This window comes from Zooshikella sp. RANM57 (genome assembly GCF_050749885.1).
Classification (GTDB): domain Bacteria; phylum Pseudomonadota; class Gammaproteobacteria; order Pseudomonadales; family Zooshikellaceae; genus Zooshikella.
Genome location: NZ_JBOIUB010000001.1, coordinates 786611 through 808040, shown reverse-complemented (window position 1 = coordinate 808040; position 21430 = coordinate 786611). Strand labels below are relative to the sequence as shown.

At 39.9% G+C, this 21430-nt stretch carries 13 protein-coding genes; 8 read left to right on the top strand and 5 right to left on the bottom strand.

Annotated elements, in window-relative coordinates:
* Positions 1-169 precede the first annotated feature (169 nt).
* The 5 genes from ACQ96U_RS03085 to guaB form a co-directional block, all read right to left on the bottom strand.
* Positions 170-1759: a Na+/H+ antiporter NhaC family protein gene (locus tag ACQ96U_RS03085; RefSeq protein WP_431719763.1), complete on the bottom strand. Its 1590-nt coding sequence runs from the start codon at positions 1757-1759 to the stop codon at positions 170-172.
* A gap of 339 nt (positions 1760-2098) precedes the next feature.
* Complete coding sequence (locus tag ACQ96U_RS03080; protein WP_431719762.1) at positions 2099-2632, bottom strand: hypothetical protein; 534 nt, start codon at positions 2630-2632, stop codon at positions 2099-2101.
* A 180-nt stretch (positions 2633-2812) separates the two neighbouring features.
* On the bottom strand, positions 2813-3289 hold the full coding sequence (locus ACQ96U_RS03075) for a Dps family protein (protein WP_431719761.1): 477 nt from the start codon (positions 3287-3289) through the stop codon (positions 2813-2815).
* Between the two features lie 474 nt (positions 3290-3763).
* Positions 3764-5341, bottom strand: a complete 1578-nt coding sequence (gene guaA, locus ACQ96U_RS03070) for a glutamine-hydrolyzing GMP synthase (protein WP_431719760.1) — start codon at positions 5339-5341, stop codon at positions 3764-3766.
* Positions 5342-5525: 184 nt separating this feature from the next.
* A complete protein-coding gene (guaB, locus tag ACQ96U_RS03065) occupies positions 5526-6995 on the bottom strand; it encodes an IMP dehydrogenase (RefSeq protein ID WP_431719759.1) in 1470 nt (489 codons plus the stop codon).
* A 228-nt stretch (positions 6996-7223) separates the two neighbouring features.
* On the opposite strand from guaB, the gene xseA reads away from it, so the two are divergent.
* The 8 genes from xseA to ACQ96U_RS03025 all read left to right on the top strand — a co-directional run bounded on the left by xseA (position 7224) and on the right by ACQ96U_RS03025 (position 21414).
* The gene (gene xseA / locus ACQ96U_RS03060; protein ID WP_431719758.1) at positions 7224-8585 is read left to right on the top strand and encodes an exodeoxyribonuclease VII large subunit; all 1362 of its coding nucleotides are present in this window, start codon (positions 7224-7226) and stop codon (positions 8583-8585) included.
* 482 nt (positions 8586-9067) lie between these two features.
* Entirely contained in the window at positions 9068-9418 is a 351-nt protein-coding gene (locus ACQ96U_RS03055; protein WP_431719757.1) for a hypothetical protein, read from the top strand.
* A gap of 364 nt (positions 9419-9782) precedes the next feature.
* Positions 9783-10787 carry a DUF1015 family protein gene (locus ACQ96U_RS03050; RefSeq protein WP_431719756.1) on the top strand — a complete coding sequence of 335 codons (1005 nt, stop codon included), beginning with the start codon at positions 9783-9785 and terminating at the stop codon, positions 10785-10787.
* Between the two features lie 70 nt (positions 10788-10857).
* Positions 10858-11988 carry a cysteine synthase family protein gene (locus tag ACQ96U_RS03045; protein WP_431719755.1) on the top strand — a complete coding sequence of 377 codons (1131 nt, stop codon included), beginning with the start codon at positions 10858-10860 and terminating at the stop codon, positions 11986-11988.
* Positions 11989-12088: 100 nt separating this feature from the next.
* Positions 12089-13435, top strand: coding sequence for a hypothetical protein (locus ACQ96U_RS03040; RefSeq protein ID WP_431719754.1), 1347 nt, complete (start codon positions 12089-12091; stop codon positions 13433-13435).
* 116 nt (positions 13436-13551) lie between these two features.
* Positions 13552-16722, top strand: a complete 3171-nt coding sequence (locus tag ACQ96U_RS03035; RefSeq protein WP_431719753.1) for a response regulator — start codon at positions 13552-13554, stop codon at positions 16720-16722.
* A 206-nt stretch (positions 16723-16928) separates the two neighbouring features.
* A complete protein-coding gene (locus ACQ96U_RS03030) occupies positions 16929-20420 on the top strand; it encodes a response regulator (protein WP_431719752.1) in 3492 nt (1163 codons plus the stop codon).
* Positions 20392-21414, top strand: coding sequence for a response regulator (locus ACQ96U_RS03025; protein WP_431719751.1), 1023 nt, complete (start codon positions 20392-20394; stop codon positions 21412-21414). Before ACQ96U_RS03030 ends, ACQ96U_RS03025 begins: the two co-directional genes overlap by 29 nt.
* Positions 21415-21430: the final 16 nt, after the last annotated feature.

Here is a 21430-nt window from a genome sequence, read left to right as displayed (position 1 = left end):
GCAGTTATTAACCCACCCTCATTGCAGGATACCAGTCTTTTTTGGCATAAATTGATCAAAAAATAATTTGATAAAATGCTCTCTATAAAACAAATAATTTTGGGGGGCACAAAAAAGCAGGCCGAATGCCTGCTTTTTTTATCACTGAACCATCAAAACATTCGTTGCGTTATTGCTTACTAGAGATTACTTTCATGACTCCAACGGCAATGATGAAAGTGACAGCCGATGCCAAAAAGGCCATCAATGTTGACTCAGTAAAACCTAAGACTAAAAAGCCAACAGCAGCAATAAACGCAGTAATTAAGGCATAAGGTAACTGCGTTACTACATGATCAATATGATGACAGGAAGCCCCTGTTGAAGAAAGGATGGTCGTATCCGAAATTGGTGAACAGTGATCCCCAAATACTGAACCTGCTAATACCGCTGCAAACATAGGCAACATCATCGCAATTTCAGTGGCACCTGCCATATCACCCGCAATAGGTAGCATAATGCCAAACGTGCCCCAGCTAGTACCTGTAGCAAAGGCCATAATGCCTGAAACAATAAATAAAATGAGTGGTAAATACGCCAGATTAAGTACATCTTTAACCAGGCTTGCCAAGTACTTACCTGTTTCCAGTTCACCAATAATACCCGTCAACATCCAGGCAAAAACCAAAATATAAATTGCTGGCAGCATTGCCTTAAGGCCATTTTTCAAACCTTTAGCATAGTCTTCTACAGAAAGCTTTCTAAAGGCAGATAAAATGAGGGAAATAGCTAAACCACCCAAACCACCAAAGACCAGTGATTTTGCAACATCAGTCTGTTCAAAAGCACCCAGAATACTGAAAGGCTTACCATCATTAGCCAGCGCCTCAGCACCGGTTGATATCATAAAATAAATGGTAGCTACAATCAGTACAACAACAGGTAACACGAGATCGATCACTTTACCTTGTCGGTCTGTTTGCATTTCTATTGAGCCAGGAGGTGTTCCTCGATCAACGCTAAACAGCTGCCCATTATGTGCATTATGAGTGTGCTTACGCATTGGACCTATTTCCAATTTGAGCACAATAACCGCTAATACCATCAACAACGCAAATAATGGATAAAAATTCATGGGGACAATGGTGATAAAGGCTGAAAGTGCTGTATAACCAGTTACTTCATGGGCAACCAATAAACCACCAATCAGTGCAATGATATAAGCTCCCCAACTGGAAATAGGTGTCAAAACGCAGACAGGAGCAGCGGTTGAATCGATTAAATACGCCAGTTTTGCACGAGAAATATTTTGGCGATCAGTAATAGGCCGACAAATATTACCAACAGCTAGACTATTAAAGTAATCATCAATAAAGATAAAAATTCCGAGGAAAAAAGTCATTAACAACGAACTTTGTTGCGACTTGACGCGCTGCCTCGCCCACTCAGCAAAGGCATTACTCCCCCCCATCATGCTGATAAAACTAGTAATAATACCAAGCACAACTAAAAACAGGAGAATATAAATATTCCAGGTGTTTGGTGCCCCTTCTTTCCAAAATACCCAAGCATTGGGTACGCCATCTTCCCAAAACACCCCTTTAAATGCTTCGGCAGTATGCACAACGGCCGCCAGAGGGTCTATATTAGTCAGCAGCAATGCGCCAACAATGATGCCCGCCCCCAAAGAAAGTAGTACATGCCGTGTAATAACGGCTAAACCAATGGCAACGACTGGAACAAGTAGCGACCAGGCGCTGTTAATATATGTTGATTCCATGAGTTTACTAACCTTTGTTGCTAGGGTTATCTCTACCCTCAGCAGCCAAAAGCTGTTCGCGTGGCACAGTGGTCAAGATACTGAAACCATCTGAGCAACAGACTGAAGCTTCGCGTTTCACTGTATTACTGGCAAAAGCCAGTGAATCAGATATCTGTTAACCATAACCGTCAGTTTCCACTTAGTAGTAAAGTGGTCATTGAACCTAATGGAAAATATTCGCAAACCGCTTAAAACTGCATTGATCAAATTCTTGTTAATGGCTAAATCAAGCGTTCCTGGTAAGTACACCCGAATTAAACTAGGGGCATTATACTCAAGACGCTCAAAATGAACAGATCATTCAGTTACTGCCTGTAACTCATCATTAACGATGGTATAAGTCAACTGTTTACTCTGAGAAGGACAACATATACGATCTTCTTCATCATGTTGCAGCACAGACAACAGAATTTGTTGATTTTCCACCGCTAGGTTCTGTACCTTGGTACGATCACCCAAGTTAATGGCAGGAAGTGCTTTTCTTTCTTCTCCACCAAGTACCACAGATAGTTCTCGATAATAACCAGAGCCTCCAGTATCAGTGATTAATATCGCGACAATATCCAAGTGTTCGTCATTATTCACATCGGCAAGTACACGCTGGCTTGAAAGACGAACGACTAAATCCTCACCATTTTCAGCCCCTTTTTTATGACGATAGAGTCCATTACTTAAGGGAGCCCATCCGGATTTAGTAAAGGTTGTTCGATAATCAACATCTACAACATCTGTTTCAGTAAATTCAACAGGCTTGGTTTGTAATAGCTGACAGCCACTCAATACTAGACTAACTGCAAGATATACTGCCCATTGAGTCAATGACTGCATCATTCACTCCTGACAACTTATACAAAGTTAAACGTTCAAAACAACTCTGACCGTTGATTCATACCTTCTACGTTAACAGGTTAGTATAAAATAATGCCCACATAATAGTGGGCATTATTTTTTTACCCCTTTACGAGTCATGTAGTATACATCACTCAGGGTATCTCAAAAGCAAAGCTCAGTTTATAACATGCTACGTAGCATCCACACATTTTTCTCGTGCAAGCGCATTCTATCAGAAATCAACCCTGCTGAGGACTCATCGTTAGCATCCTGAGCAGTTGGTAAAACACTTCGAGCAACACGCACTACTGATTCATTGGCTTCAGCCAAAATACGTAACATGTCCTGAGCTGAAGGAACATTATCAGGCTGCTCTATACTGGATAATTTTGCAAATGCCTTAAAAGTACCTGGGGCCGGAAAGCCAAGTGTTCGGATTCGTTCTGCAATTTCATCTACGGCATTTGCAAGTTCAGTGTATTGTTCTTCAAATAACAAATGCAGATCACGAAAACTAGGCCCTGTCACATTCCAGTGAAAGTTATGAGTTAAAAGGTATAAGGTATAACTGTCTGCTAATAGTTTGCCTAAGCCGTCAGCAATCTGACCCCGAGCGTCATCTGTGATACCTAAGTTAGGTGTATGAACATCAGCCATGGTCATCTCCTTAAAGCTGTTTTCTTGCAAGGTTATTGCTAGAGGATATATTCAGTTTAATTGATAGCGAATGAACAATAAAACTAATTATCTAAATATAATTGATTAATTTTTTCTATAACAAACACCATTAAATAATAACAAAAACCTGCACTTCCTCAGCCTCCGCCAAAGAACACTATCAATCATTCATAAAAGACTAAGGTAATACAAAGTAAGCAAAAGCGAAGTTTGTTATTAAGAAAAGTATACAAAACAACATTAGTATAACAATGTTGAGCACAAACTTGATGACACTCATCATAGTAGATTCAAGTCAAAAATTGATTCGTTATGTCCCATAAAAAATAGAGTGACAAAAACACAACAGGCCAGCACTATGGCTGGCCTGACGAGTACTACTTATGTGGAGTATTTATTTACTAGAGGTAAATAAATACATTATTAACAATGATGATGTTTGGTAAACAACAATTACTCCCACTCAATCGTTGCTGGTGGTTTGCTGGAAATATCGTAAGTCACTCGTGAAACACCGCTGATTTGATTAATAATTCGGTTTGAAACCCGCTCCAAAAACTCATAAGGTAAATGCGCCCAACGGGCTGTCATAAAGTCAATGGTTTCAACTGCGCGCAGTGCAATAACATACTCATAACGCCGTCCATCACCCACAACCCCGACTGATTTTACAGGTAAAAATACCGCAAATGCTTGACTGACTTTGTGGTATAAATCGGCTTTATGTAATTCCTCAATAAAAATAGCATCAGCTTTTCGCAGTAAATCTGCATATTCTTTTTTCACTTCCCCCAGTATTCTCACCCCAAGACCTGGCCCAGGAAATGGGTGACGATATACCATGTCATAAGGTAAACCGAGCTCTAACCCTAGCTGGCGGACCTCATCTTTAAAGAGTTCACGCAATGGCTCAACCAGCTCAAATTGCATATCTTCAGGTAACCCACCCACATTATGGTGAGACTTAATCACATGCGCTTTACCTGTTTTAGCACCAGCAGATTCAATAACATCTGGGTAAATAGTACCTTGTGCCAGAAACTTAACATTGGTTAATTTAGTTGCTTCCTGATCAAATACTTCAATAAATGTATTGCCAATCACTTTCCGTTTTTGCTCTGGGTCAGCTACTCCTGCCAGTTTGGATAAAAATAATTGCTCCGCATTAGCTCGAATCACTTTTATCCCCATGTTTTCAGCAAACATGGCCATTACTTGATCACCTTCATGCAGACGCAATAAACCATTATCAACAAATACACAGGTTAACTGATCACCAATGGCTTTGTGTAATAATGCTGCGACAACAGAGGAATCCACTCCCCCAGAAAGCCCTAACAGCACTTTATTGTTACCCACTTGCTCACGGATACGCGCAATCGCATCGTCAACAATATTTGAATATGTCCAAAGCGCATCACAGTCAGCAATGCTGCGCACGAACCGCTCAAGAATACGCTTACCCTGCTTAGTGTGGGTAACTTCTGGGTGAAACTGCACACCATAGTATGCTTTTTCATCATTAGCCATGGCTGCAATTGGGCAACTATCTGTAGTGGCAACCACAGTAAAACCTTCTGGCAATGCAGTCACTTTGTCACCATGACTCATCCAGACATCCAGTGATAAGGTGCCGTCTTCTTTAACATGATCTTCAATACCTTCGAATAACCGACAGCTGTCTGCTAAATTCACCTCAGCATAACCAAACTCTCGATGATCCGAAGTGCTTACCTGACCACCAAACTGCTCTGCCATGGTTTGCATACCATAACAAATACCCAACAGCGGCACGCCAAGATCAAAAACAATTTGTGGTGCACGAGGTGTGTCATCACCCGTAACTGACTCAGGACCACCGGCTAGAATAATCGCTTTAGGGGTAAATGCCTGAATTTCAGTCGCATCAACATCATAAGGATAAATCTCACAATACACTCCGATTTCCCGAACCCGTCGTGCGATGAGTTGCGTGTACTGAGAGCCAAAATCCAAAATAAGAATACGTTGAGCATGGATATCCATTGACATAGGTGTTCTCTACTGTAACTAAATAAAATACTAATTTTTTTGCTATACGCCTTTTTCACATCACGTTGTGTACTTACTATGACCCCATCTTCAATATGGTAGCCACTAGCCTGCTTAACACATTTTAGTTTTAAAAGGTAAATAGCAAACGGGGCTGAATTTCAGCCCCGTGTTTGAGTATGTTTTAGCCCACTCGGTAATTGGGCGCTTCTTTAGTAATACTCACATCATGCACATGACTTTCTTTCATGCCTGCGGCAGTCACTCTGACGAATTCTGGTTGAGTACGCATGGTTTCAATGTCTGGGCTACCGGTATACCCCATAGAAGCACGTAAGCCTCCCATGAGCTGGTGAATAATAGCTGAAATAGGCCCTTTATAAGGTACCCGTCCTTCAATGCCCTCTGGCACCAGCTTTTCTATACCAGACTCTGCATCCTGAAAATAGCGGTCGCTAGAGCCTGTTGATTGTGCCATGGCACCTAATGAACCCATACCTCGATAAGCTTTATAACTCCGCCCTTGGTAAAGTTCTACTTCACCAGGTGCTTCTTCTGTACCCGCAAACATACTTCCCATCATCACGACATGGGCACCTGCTGCAATGGCTTTAGCCAAATCGCCAGAAAAGCGAATGCCTCCATCAGCAATCACCGGCACCCCTGTTCCTTTTAATGCAGCAACCACTTCTGCAATCGCAGTAATTTGCGGTACACCTATACCTGTCACAATACGGGTTGTACAAATAGAGCCAGGCCCAATCCCCACTTTTACCGCGTCTGCTCCCGCGTCAGCTAACGCAGTGGCTGCTGCTGCCGTCGCAATATTACCGCCAATCACTTGCACATGAGGAAAGTTTTCTTTTACCCAACGAACACGATCAATAACACCTTTTGAGTGTCCATGAGCCGTATCAACCACAACCACATCAACACCTGCAGCAACCAGAGCAGCAACTCGCTCCTCCGTTTCAGCACCTGTACCAACAGCAGCCCCAACCCGTAACTGCCCCTGCTGGTCCTTACATGCACGAGGATAATCTTGTGCTTTTTGAATATCTTTAACGGTCATCATACCGACCAACTTAAACTGCTCATCAACCACCAATACTTTTTCAATCCGGTGTTGATGCAATAGCGTTCTTACCTCTTCAGGTGTTGCACCTTCTTGTACTGTTACAAGCTTACTTTTAGGGGTCATAACCTCCGCAACTTTTTTCTGTGCATTGGTTTCAAAACGAACATCTCGACTGGTAACGATGCCCACTAATTCGCCATTTTCCATAACGGGCACGCCAGAAATTTTATTTTGGCGAGTAATGCGTATTAAAGACTCAACGGTTGCATCCGCATTAATAGTAATGGGGTCTTTTACAACACCACTTTCGTATTTTTTAACCGCCCTTACTTCGCTAGCCTGTTGCTCTATGGTCATATTTTTATGAATAATACCTAAGCCACCTTCTTGTGCCATAGCAATAGCCAAACGTGATTCAGTAACCGTATCCATGGCAGAAGACAGTAGTGGAATATTGAGCGCGATTTCCCGAGTGAGCTTAGTCGATAGTAAAACATCTTTGGGCAGAACTTCAGAATAACCAGGAAGTAATAGAACATCATCGAAGGTGAGAGCTTCTTGAGCTATGCGCAACATACCTAAATTACCGAATTGCTGGTGGGAAGATAAAATTCATTTATTATAACGTCCGCTATAAAACCTCACAACACAAAACGAGGGTTCATCATGATTTTTATTGTATCCTGCGGTAAAATCATCCGCTCTGACAACAACTTAAAGATGCAGTTAAAAAAACATTGATTAATCAATCAACTTTGTGTCCCTATTTAACACACTCATATTTTCAAATAAGGAACTGCCGTTTTGAGTATAGCTGCAACCCAAGAGACTGAAACACGCGATATTTTATCTGTTTCGGCGCTTAACCAAAGGGTCAGGCGCTTACTTGAAGTCAGCTTTGCACAAGTCTGGGTTGAAGGTGAGATTTCCAACCTGGCAATTCCCAGCTCTGGCCATTGGTACTTCACCCTTAAAGATAGCCAGGCCCAAGTTCGCTGTGCCATGTTTCGAGGTCGAAACCAGCTGCTGGGGTTTATCCCTGAAGACGGGACACAAGTATTGGTACGCGGAAAAGTAGGTATTTATGAAGGACGCGGTGACTACCAATTAGTGGTCGATTTTATGGAAGAAGCTGGGGATGGCGCCTTAAGACGAGCCTTTGAGCAACTAAAATTAAAACTGGCTGCAGCAGGCTTATTTGCTACCGAAAACAAACGCCCTATCCCTTCAGCATTGCAACATATTGCTATTATTACCTCACCTACAGGTGCTGCTATTCGCGATGTACTCACTGTACTCAAGCGACGTTTTCCAGCACTTGAGGTCACGATTATTCCCAGTGCTGTTCAGGGTAAAGAAGCACCTGCACAATTAATTCATGCGCTGGAGCTTGCCAATAGTGGTATTGGTAACTGGCAGGCCATTCTTCTCACTCGTGGCGGTGGCTCGCTTGAAGACCTATGGGCATTTAATGATGAGCAGCTCGCTTATGCCATTTACGATAGCAAACTCCCTGTTATAAGTGCTGTTGGCCATGAAATCGACATAACCATTGCAGACCTGGTTGCTGATTTACGGGCTCCAACACCATCAGCTGCAGCCGAATTGTTAAGCTTAGATCAAACAGAATTAATGGCCAATTTCCAAGGCTATCAGCAACTACTTCATGACATTATTGCAACACAGCTACAACGCCATCAGGAACGTTTACACTGGCTTCAAAAACGCATGCGACACCCTGGACAGCGTATACAAGATCAACAACAGCGACTGGATGATATAGAGTTACGCTTGCGACAGGCGATACGACATCACTTTCTCCAAAAACAAAATCAATTACACACTCAACAGGCTCGCACGCTTCAACAATCGCCACAGCAACAAATCCGTTTATTACAGCAACGTTTAACTCACCAACAACAAAGTTTAAGCAAAACAATTCAACATTTACTACCAAATTACCAACAAAAATTAGTTAACCTCGTACAACGCCTTCAAACCCTTAGTCCTCTTGCCACACTTGAGCGAGGCTATGCCATTATTAAAAAAGACCAACATATTATACGTACAACACAAGAGGTTATTCCTGGCGACCAAATAACTGCTCGGTTATCAGATGGTGAGCTTATCTGCACTGTCATCGAAACACAGCAGATAAAAAAATAGACCTTCCCGTTGTAAGTCTATTATCCAGCACTTATAAGTTATAAATTTTTTGTAGGATTTTACCTCTTTCTCAAGAGGTAAAACATTTCATTTCTTGTAGCTTTAAAACCCAAAAAACGATTTTTTTACACCATCAGTTACTTAGACCTTGTTTTACACGGCTTTTTAAAGTTTATTTAATTTATCCTAAACCTAATTTCACCATAAAAATGTGTAGAAAAAATAATTTTAGTGGTTTAGTATACAAGGTAAACTTATCTACGTGCTATTTATACAGTAAAAATGTAGTCAAATTTTCTTTTCATAAATAAATTGAAAAAGTTGAACTACAAACTGTTTGCTATGTCATATACACTTAATGGATATAATACTTATCGTTTCATCGCTGTGGACGCCCCAATGTATAGCATCTGCGTTCAACAGAGGCTAACAACGGTTTTATTGGATAAAGCAATCATGTGTAATGGATTACAGGCGTTGCTATGAAGCTCACAGTTCAATTACTGTTACTTACTCTGACGCTGCTTGCGCTTCATATTATGGAGAGTAAACTTCATAGAGGGAATACAAACTCTTTTAACAATAGTTTTCAGTTAATTTCAACTGAAAACCATATTCATAGTATACACTCACAAATTGATCATATTATTGAAGAACATGAAACGAGCAGTGACGACTGTCATGGCTGCTATGGAAATTGTTCCCCCTTAACCAAGTATAAAGGTATTTCTATTATCTGTAATACGAATCTTTATTGTGCATCTCAACCCGCTCTCCTCATAACAGGTTATTATACATTACCCTTTCGCCCACCTATCATCTTCCATGTTTAAGCTCGTTGGCAATGTCAACAGATAAACAGTGATGTCTAAAAAAAACAGACTGCTATCCGCAATTTATCATCCTTAGCAATTTCAGAAAAATAAATTGCAGCATTATGATAAATTAAAAAGCATTATCTGTTTTGCTAAAAATCTACTTTATATTTTTCAAGTAGTTATGGTGCTTTTTTTCAGACTCACTAAAAAAAGTCTAATAACATTAATAATTGCCACGAGAATACCGTTCAAACAGTAACATTAAGAAATACATTACCCTATGCCTCTACTGGTATGGGCGAGATCATTTTGTCTAAAAAAATACCTGCACATAAACAGGTTAACTATTAGCAAAAGATTTACTTTAAGAGGAAAAATCATGTTACTTCATCAAACATCTCAGAAAAAAAGCATTAGTGCTAAAACAATACTCAAAAGCAACTTTACGATGTCACATCTATTGCTTTATCGTATTTCAGGTCATGTAAAAAATAGTTTTCATTCCAGTATTGGTATTAGCTGTTATTACAATCAGTCACATTCTCATGTGAAATCTAAAATTGTTCCACATGAAAGAACAGACGAGTATCATGTCAAAGAAATTGAGCGGACCATGACATATGAAGCCATTAATTCGCCATGCTACTTGGTAACACAAAGTAAACTCTTTCCATTTAACCGCTTGTCTGCCTGGTTTGATCAATACCCACCTACTTATTCTGTTTCTATTAACGGTTTAACGCACGCTTTTATAAAAATTAACAACACAGCGTACACCAGACAGCTCATGTCTTGCCTTAATAGTATTGAGCACTTTATGATTGCAGATGGGCATCACCGTTTTGCGGCACAAAAACAGTTATTTCATAACCAAGGTGTATCTCAACCACTTCCCGTGTTTATTACGCATACTACCCAAGCGCTGGTTAAAAGTTTCGATCTGGTTGCTTCCATGAACCAACAATTCTGCTGGTTTGCATTCCTTCTTCACCTAAAACAATCTGGTTTAATTAGCTGTACCCAAATACACGAAGATTACCAAATTCTGTTTAATGGTCTGCACGCTAGTTTCAGGATAAAAAATAATGAGAATGGCAAACAATTTAGCGATTCATGCCTTCAATATACGCATATTCTAAACGCATTAAAAACATATGACGGCTTTGATGGTATCGCCAGTGAAGACTTAATAGAAAATAATGCCCAACACCATAACATAAATTCAACCAATCAACTTCGTATAAAAATAAAGCCTCCTAGCGTTTCTGCCATGTATAACACAGCATTAACGGGTTCCTTATTGCCGAAGAAGTCTACGTGCTTCCTCTTTAAACCTGTAGAGCATGTGACTCCTTTTTTAGCTGCACCTAAAAATGATTTTTGAAGGCTTTACTCAACCATAATTTTTACATACACCCAATTCTATGGGTCTAGATAATATTAAAGGGAATAAAATGTTATCTTTAGCATCTGACAACGCATCAACAATAATATCCAATAGTTTTATTGCCAAATCTGTTGATCACGCTATAGGTCATGTACCGTTTGTTCAACTGAATCGTATTCACCCTCTTTGTAAAAAGCATCGCGTTTTTATGAAACTTGAATCGTGTAATCCTTCTGGCAGTATCAAAGACAAAAATGCTGCATACCTCATTAATCAAGCGGAAAAAGAAGGCTTACTTAAACCTGGAGGCACCATTATTGAATCAAGTTCAGGGAATTTTGGTTTAGCACTCGCCAGTATTGGCGCGGCAAAGGGTTATCATGTCATCATTGTTATTGATGCCAAAACACCACCACCCGTGTTAAAAATGCTAAGCGCGTATGGCGCACAATTGGTGGAAGTTCCCTTGAACCAAGCAGATGCCGCAGGTTCAATGCAAAAGGCTCGCATGGCTAAAGCCAAAGAATTATCTCAACAAATGAGTAACTCATTTTATCCCTGCCAACACCTTAATCCTAATAATCCTACTGCACATCAAGTATACACCGCTCAGGAAATTTCAGCTGCGTTTAATCCAATGCCTGATGCGATTGTATTAGGTGTCAGTACTGCTGGGCAATTGGCAGGAATAGCTCGCCATTTTCGTCAACACTCCCCTCATACTGATATTATTTGTGTTGATGTAGCAGGTTCAGGTGTACTCGGTATGCCCCGTCATCCCTATAAAATGACTGGTCTAGGGTTGTCATTTGTACCACCTGAATTTAGTTATGATTTTTTAGACTATGGTTATAACGTCACAGACCAAATTGCTTTTTCAATGTGTCACTATTTAGCGCGAATGGAAGGATTATTATTAGGTGCATCAACAGGCGCTATCGTCAGTGCTGGTCTTGCTTATTTACAGCAACAGTCACACGATGTGTCTATGGTGCTGATTAATCCTGATCGAGGAGATCGTTATTTAGATACTGTTTTCAACCCACAATGGTTACAAAAAAATAACCTTCCCTTACTAGAACAGCACGCACTTAACGCTGCTATTCAGCAACAACTACATCCTATCTATGCGCCCCCAAAAGAACGTATTAAATCGTATTTACCCACTACATCTTTTCTAACACAGCAACAAACATAATAAAACAACCACGATAACGCTTAAAAGCATTACTTCGATTATGGATACCGGCTCCCTTCACATTAGTAAAGCATGTGAAGGGGCTATTAAGGAGTTATTTATGAGCAAGGTTAATGGCTCATCATGCTATTTACTTAAACAATTTATACCTATGGCCACCAGCGATATCGTCATGGCGCTGGGTGACCCTATTATTATATTTGTATTGGCAAGTTTACCTAATAGTACACATTATCTTGCGGCATTCGCATTAGGTAAAAGCATCGCTGTTTTTTTTGAAAGTCCTATTATTCCCATTTTACCTACAGCTAATGCCATGGCTCATCAGGCAAAAGCACGCAACCTTCTGTTTCAATTTACTTTAATCCTGAGTATTAGCCTAATGATAGGAATGATACTCATTGGTTGTTTTCCAGCCCTTTCCGTGTTCTTCCAAGTTGATAGCACCCTTTGGCAAACCGCTTCATTACTCGTGTTATTACTCTGTCCTTGGCCACTGGTTATTAGTCTACGTCGATACTGGCAAGGTCAAATTATACGTGCAGGGTTTACTCATATTATTGCCAAAGGTTCACTACTACGGTGCTTTCTATTAACGATTACAGCATTTACAATGGCCTTTTTTACCGACCAAGGCGCATGGATTGCAGCAGCCGCTTTATTGACTGGTGCGGTGAGTGAGCTGTTATTTATCCGCAATAAAATCAACAAAATTACACTACAGGAGGATCATAACGCTTCACCTTTACCTGACAATTTAATGGCAATGAGTCGTTATTACTGGCCGTTAGCACAATCAATGATTTCACTATGGGGCGCTCGTTTATTACTGCCTCTATTAATCGCGATGACAAGTACTTTAAATGTTGCCATTTGGGCTGCTGGTTGGGCATTAGTCATCAGTATCAGCAATGGTGTAAGAATGTTGCAACAACTTGTCATACGTAACATAAGCCACATCAAAAAAACAACTCTTTGCCTATTTTCGATAAGTATTGGCTGTAGCTTTAGTTTACTTTTATTTGTACTCGCTACAACCCCCTGGGGTCATAAATTCCTTCTCTATTATGCTGGCAGTCAGAATAAGCTACTCATAGGTATTCAGGATATTTTACTTGTCTGCAGCTTGCTACCATTACTTATGTCCTTACAAAACTTCTTTCAAGGTTTGCATATGGTTCAAAGCTCAACAGTGATCATTGGGCGATCAGCACTTATTGCCAACTTAACGCTAATGGCAGGCGCATTTTTCATGATGTATTTAAATGCAGCCCCTGCCTGGTTTGCCATCATTGTTTGTTTGGCTACATTACTTGAAGTTTCCTTATTAGCCTATCAATTGAAAAATAATATCAATGATGGGTACACAACGTCTCTGGTGAGACTTTTACGCATAATTCCTTTAAAAACCACAACAAGAACAAATATAAAAACGATAAACAACTAGTCACTTAAGCTTCATAATAATACAAGTAATAGTATTTACCTGAAAAAGTAGAAACCATTTTTAATAAAATATAACTATACTACTGTGAGAAAAGGATATCCTGCACAAACTCATTTATGATGAAATCAAAAAGGCATTTTTTTGCAAAGTATCTGGCAATCATTTTCTTGCCAGTAGCTATTTTAATTGCTGCTCTGACCTATTTAGGTTATGAACTTGAAAATGAGCGTATTTATAATAGGTTGGCACTTACTGGCCAAAACGTAGTCAGAGCAGGCAATACTACCGTATTAAGAAGTCTTGACTTGATCACAAGCGATGTCATTTTTCTCTCTCATGAGTCAGAACTTAACGAGTATATTAACAACCCAAAACCAGAAACCTTACATAACATCCACAGTGAGTGGATCAATTTTATTCGCTCTAAAGCCATTTATGATCAAGTACGCTGGATCGACGAACATGGGATGGAGCGAATTCGCGTCAATAATAGCAATGATGGTCAACCCACCTTTGTTCCTATAAAACAGCTACAAAATAAAGCTGATAGCTACTATTTCTCTGAGACAAACAAATTATCACGTGGTGACACTTTTCTTTCAGCACTTGATTTAAATATTGAACATCACCGTATTGAAGAACCACATAAGCCAACACTGCGTGTAAGCACACCTGTTTTTGATCGTAATAACAACCGGCGCGGTATTGTGATACTTAACTATGCGAGCGGGGATATGCTTACCTTACTGCGCTCAATAAGCAGTAACTATATCTGGCTGACGAATGCTGATGGCTACTGGTTATTAGGTCCCAGTAAACCTGATGAATGGGGCTTTATGTTTGACCATACTGATCTGACGATGGCAAACCGTTTTCCAAAAGCCTGGACCTATATTGTTAATCACGAAATAGGCAGCCTTGAGACTGAATATGGTTTTTGGACATTCTTAACCGTTAATCCATTATCAACTCAAAGCTTAGCACCTCATCATAGCCAAGAGACTTCGCAACAGACCAACCCTCTTCCTCATAACCCCTGGAAGTTAATTCACTTTACTCCTGCGAGTGAGTATTGGCCCCTGCTAAAAGAAATCCAAATTCAGTTTATGACTTCAACACTTTTACTGTTTTTGGTTTTATTAGCCGTCACATGGCGTTATTCATTAGTACAACGAACAAAAACACATGCATTATATCAAGTGGCACATTCCAATAATGCCAAACGAAAAGCAGAACAAGCGCATGTAATAGAAATAGCCAAGCATGCTTATGAATTACAAGTCGCTAAAGACAGCGCAGAACGAGCAAATCAATCAAAAACCAATTTTCTTTCCAATATGGGACACGAAATACGCACCCCTTTAAATGCAATTCTAGGCCTCACTTACTTATTGGAAAAGCAGGAAGATTTATCTTCTTCCGCTCAAAGCATGGTACAACGTATTTACAGTGCAGGTCAGTCTTTAATGGGCATAATCAATGATATTCTCGATTTTTCAAAGATTGAAGCAAACAAACTGGAAGTTGAAAGCGTGCCCTTTCAACTGTCTGAAGTGCTTGATAACCTGGCCAGCATTATGGCTACAACTGTGGGTCAAAAACCAATCGAAGTAGCCATTGCTCCACCACCACCCCATGCTGAGCACCTAATAGGAGACCCACTCCGTCTTGGACAAATCCTTAGTAATCTTGTTAGTAATGCCATTAAATTTACCGAAAAAGGAGAAGTCATTGTCAATGTTTCTCCTGTGAATAACGAGCCAGTTACTGCACCTATTTTATTACGCTTTTCTGTTATTGATACCGGAATAGGTATCCCTCAAGAAAAACAGCAACAAATATTTAACTCATTTACACAAGCCAATTCCTCACAAACACGCATATACGGAGGTACCGGATTAGGTTTAACAATTAGCCGGCACTTGATAGAAATGATGGGCGGAGAAATTGGCGTAAAAAGTGAGGTAGGAAAAGGCAGCGAGTTTTTTTTCGTTATTCCTTTTGAGTCAAGTAACCCAGCCCTCAACCAAGCTTACCCCGCATTTCACCAACATGTCTTAGTGATTGATGACAATGCTTCAGCTCGTGCATTAATCACCGAAAGTGTTGAGAGTCTGGGCTGGACTGCCCACTCATCCTCTTCAGGCGAAGAAGCGTTAAAGTTAGTAAGTCAATGTAATGACAAACCATTTGATATTTTATTAATCGACTGGCAAATGCCTGGCATGGATGGGCTGACTTTTGCTACAAAAGTAAATGACATATTCGCTCATATGTCTTTCCAGATTATCTTAATGGCCAGCGCTTATGAGCGAAAATCCCTGTATGACAACGCTCAATCTACACTTTTTGACCATGTTTTGACAAAACCTATCACCGCGTCCAGTTTATATAATGTAGTGCTTGAGGCTCAGACACGCCGCACTGCCCAGTATAAAGCTGAAAAAATACCCATACAGCGGTTAAAGGGTATTCAGGTTCTTGTCGCAGATGATAGTGAAATCAACCGTACAATGGCCCGAGAAATACTCCTTGAAGAAGGTGCTCATGTTGCACTGGCTGAAAATGGTGCAGATGCATTATCAATTTTGCGTGCACACCCAGACCAATATGATATTGTTTTTATGGATTTACAAATGCCAATCATTGATGGCTATGAGGCGATACAACAAATAAGATCTGACCCCACTATCGCCTCAATACCTATCGTTGCTATTTCTGCAGACGGCATTAAACACCAACATTCAAAAGTATTTATGGCTGGTGTTAATCAATGTATTCCAAAGCCATTTGATCACAATGAATTAGTCTATGTTACGCGCAGCCTTACTAAATTAAGTGAAAATGATATTCCTTTTATTGAGGAATACTGTGTTCAAAAAACCAATAAGTCAAACAATATTCCCTTGCTTGACATTGATGATGCAACAGAAAAGTGGAGTGAACTTGACAAGTTTTATGTTCAGTTAAAAAACTTCACAACTGATCACAACAAGGATGTACAAAAAATCTGTGATGCCTTAAGACACAATAACATTGAATCTGCAAAAATAATTACTCATACATTACAAAATGTTGCCAATAACTTATCACTCACCCGTGTTGCGCAAGACGCTCGAGCCTTAGAAATTACTTTTAGAAAAGAAGTGGAACCCAGTAAACGTGTTGATCATAAAAAAGTACAGACATTATGTTCCACCCTAAACCAGACAATCAGCACTGTAAGTGAATATCTAACAGAAAGTGCAAATACCAGCGCAAGTAAAACACCAACGCTAACCTCATAGCCCTTCGTTATGAGCATAGAATGCTGAGTTAGTTTTTAAGAATGATATCTAAAATTACACTATAATAGTATTCAATAAACCATGTTTTCAAAATGTGTTTATCCAAAAATTCACTTTCAGGTAAAAATGATCAAGTGTCTTATTAACAAATTTAATCTATACCCATATCAATAACGGGTATTAAATAACAATATGGTAGTGGATATATGACCCAAACACGCCATTTTTTTGTCAAACATTTTTTAATTTTATTTTTACCTGTTTCCTTCCTGCTTTTAGGAATTGCCTATTTTTTCTATCAAGTTCAAGCAGAACAAATTTACGGTCAACTTCGTCTTACCAGTCAAGCAAGTGTTGATGCTGGTCGGTCCACCATTTCCCGATATTTCGATTTAATCACTGACGATTTATTGTTCTTAGCAAATGAAAAAGAGTTAAATAACTTACTTAATAATAAAACACAGCTGTCGCTTAAAAATATTAAGCAGCAATGGATCAGTTTTTCTGCTGTAAAGCAAGTGTATGACCAAATCCGTTGGCTTGATGAAGAGGGTATGGAACAAGTACGAATTAACTACAATGGTGGTAATCCATATGCAGTATCAACGCAACAATTACAAAATAAAGCTAATCGCTATTATTTCACTGAAACACATAAACTTAAAAAAGATGAAATTTATATTTCTATCCTTGATCTTAATATTGAACAAGGAAAAGTCGAATTACCACGAAAACCAACCATTCGTATAGCCACGCCATTAATTAACGAAAACAATGAAAGACGTGGCATTATTGTGCTTAATTTCAACAGTACGGACATGTTGGAACAGCTCCGTATTGTTAATAGAAATCACCTTTGGCTAACCAATAATAAAGGGCATTGGTTACTTGGACCTACCCATAAGGATGAGTGGGGATTTATGTTCGAAAAGCCAGAGTTAAGTGTAGCCCATCGTTATCCTGACGCTTGGGCTAATATATCAACTAATGAACGTGCTGTATTTGAAACATCTAAAGGGTATTGGGTATATCAATCGGTGTATCCCCTTCATACTATTCAAGTCAGTAAACATAATAGTAAAGCTCAACTCGAACCAACCCCACTTCAGCTTCATAAATTCAAGTATTCCTGGTACTTAATTCATTTCACACCTCATAGACAATACTTACCTCAGCTTGAATTAAAAGCTTCACAGACCATTGCTGTAACCATGCTGCTACTCACCATTTTATTTATGGGAACACTGAAACTTACTCGCTTACAACAAACAGAGGCAATTGCCTTGAAGAAAGCCGCCAAGGCACTGGAATTACAGCGAAAAACGGAGCATACCTATGCAGAAGAAATGGCTAAGCGCGCCGATGAACTTCAAACTGCTATGAGTACGGCTGAACAAGCCAATCAGGCCAAATCAGATTTTTTATCCAATATGAGCCACGAAATAAGAACGCCCATGAATGCTATTCTTGGCATAGCCTACCTACTTGAAAAACAAGAAAACTTATCTCCATCGGCCATTGCGATGGTACGAAAAATACATAGTTCTGGACGGGCCTTACTGGGCATTATCAACGATATTTTAGACTTTTCAAAAATAGAAGCGAGTCGACTTGAAATTGAAAATATACCTTTTCAACTCACTGAAGTACTCGACAACTTAGCCAATATTATGTCGTCTGCAGTTGGTCAGAAGCCTGTTGAAGTTGTGGTAGCACCTGCACCAGAAGGCTCCGAGTTTTTAAAAGGGGACCCATTACGGCTTGGGCAAGTACTGATTAACTTAGCCAGTAATGCTATCAAGTTTACCGAAAAAGGTGAGGTCGTGGTGGGCATCACACGTGTCAACAGAGATGATCCATTCAACAACAGTGTACATCTTCGTTTTTCAATCAAAGACACGGGTATTGGTATTCCTAAACACAAGCAAAAGCAAATTTTTGAGTCATTTACCCAAGTCGATGCCTCTACCACAAGAAACTTTGGCGGGTCTGGCTTGGGACTAACCATTAGTCGACATTTAGTTAAGTTAATGGGAGGTCAGTTACATTTAAATAGTACATTAGGTAAAGGCAGTGAATTTTTCTTTACACTGTCTTTTGGCTGTAGTGATCCATCTTATAGTTCTGTGCCAGAAATGTTACATCAACGAATTTTAATTGCTGATGACAATAATACAGCGCGGATGTTACTTTCCGATACTGCCGCGAGTTTAGGCTGGAGTGCAGTGACAGTTAATTCAGGCAGTAAAGCCATTGAAGCGGTCAATAATATTCATCAACCGCCTTATGATATTTTACTGCTCGACTGGCGAATGCCTGGAGTCGATGGCCTTGCAGCCGCCGCAAAAATTAAAGAAACATTTCCAGGCTGGAAATCACCCATCATTATTATGGTGACAGCTTATGACCGCCAACAACTAATTGAGCGGCCAGAACATTATCTGGTTGATGGTATACTGACGAAACCTGTCACCAGTTCTTGCCTGTATAATGCTGTTTTAGATGCTAAAAATCATCGCTTACCCACAAAAACACAGAAGAACCGACTACCAACACAACGTTTGAAGGACATACATATTCTTGTTGTTGATGACAGTGAAATAAACCGTGATGTAGCTGAAGATATTCTGACTGGAGAAGGTGCAATTGTTGATGTCGCTGAAAATGGGCTACATGCATTAAAAATACTGGAAACTGAAAAGACATCATTTGATGTTGTTTTGATGGATATGCAAATGCCTGTGATGGACGGTTACGAAGCAACCCGAAAAATTCGCTCAACGCCATCACTTCACCACCTACCAGTTATTGCATTGACAGCTGGCGCATTTAAAAAACAACAGGATGAAGCCTTTAAGGCAGGTATCAATGAGTTCGTATCCAAGCCTTTTGAAATCAACGAACTTGTTAATGTTACACTACAGTTGTGTGGTAAAAAACTTGAAATTCCCTCCTCAAGCAATAACAAAACACAAGAAGACAACAGCCCCAATCAACCAGATATTCAAACGCCCCATATTGATCAAAAGCCTCACCTTGAACATTCGCCAGAATCCAACGAGATTAATGAAAAGCCATTAATCGATATTGAAGATGGTAAACGAAAATGGCGAAAAATTGCGTCTTACCATAAGCAGTTAAATGTATTCATCCGTAGTCATAGTGATGATGCCATACAAGTAAACAGTGCTCTCCATCAAGGTGATACAGAACAGGCTAAGGCCATTGTGCATAAGTTAAAAGGTGCTGCGGGCACCCTTTCATTATTCCGTGCAGCCAATGAAGCAGATGCTTTAGAGCATGCACTGCAAGACCCTCAACAAAATAGCCCACAAAACAATGAGAGTTTAGCTCAAGCCCTACAGGCGACAATGCAAAAAACCCTTTCTATCATTCAAAACTATCTTTCCTCTCAAGTTCACGATGTGAGTGGTCAACAACAGGCTGTACCTTTAACCGTAGAGACTGAAGAAATTAAAATGTATTGTCATCAACTTTTAGAAGCGTTAAATACAGATGATCTTGAGATTATTGAGCCACTTTTGCATAAACTTGAAGGGAAATTACCCAAAGAATTTCAGTCCAAACTAGTAACCTGCATTGAAATGTTCGACTTCCGTGGAGCCGAAATACTGATTCGCACCTTACTGGAATCAAGGACGGTAAAACATGAACAGAAAACCCATTCTATGCATTGATGATGAACCTTGTAATCTTGCGCTCGTTCGCGAAATTCTGCAGGGCAGCTATAAACTTGTTTTTGCACGCAATGGGGCAGAAGGTATTGAAGCCGTCGATAAACATCACCCATCCCTCGTGCTCTTGGATGTTGAAATGCCCGGAATGAATGGCTTTGAAGTAGCCCAACATTTAAAAAGCTCGCCTAGTAGTGCTGATATTCCGATTATTTTTGTCACCTCATTAAATCAGGAAATTGATGAGCAAACAGGCTTTGATGTCGGTGGTGTTGACTATATTTCTAAGCCAATATCACCGCCCATTTTACGAGCAAGAGTACGTACTCACTTATCCTTGGTACAAGTATCTGCTTTGGAGGCAAGTCATCGGTCAGCTATTCATATGTTAGGGGAAGCAGGCCACTTTAACGATACTGATACCGGTGTTCACATTTGGCGGATGGCTGCCTACACACGGCTTATAGCAGAAGAAGTCGGCTGGAATGAAGAAGACGCCAAACTATTAGAGCTAGCAGCCCCAATGCATGATACAGGAAAAATTGGTATTCCTGATGCAATTTTACAAAAACCAGGAAAGCTTACGAGTGACGAATGGTTGGTTATGAAAAAGCACTCCCTGATTGGCTTTAATATTCTTAATCAAAGTCAGGCCCCAGTCTTCCAACTTGCTGCAGAAATTGCCTTAAATCACCATGAACGTTGGGATGGTAGTGGTTATCCTAATGGACTCGCTAACGAATGTATTCCTGAGTCTGCACGCATTGTTGCCATTGCTGATGTTTTTGATGCCTTAACAATGCGTCGTCCTTATAAAGAACCCTGGCCTTTAGAACGTACACTAAAAACAATGGAAGAAATGGCAGACAACCACCTTGACGCGCGTTTAGTAGAAGTGTTTTTTAACATTCTTCCCCATGTTCTTGAAACCAAGAAAATTTGGGACGAACGAGAAAAAATAACTGAAAATGGAAGAATAATTGCCCAATTTAGTTAGCGTTATCAAACAATTT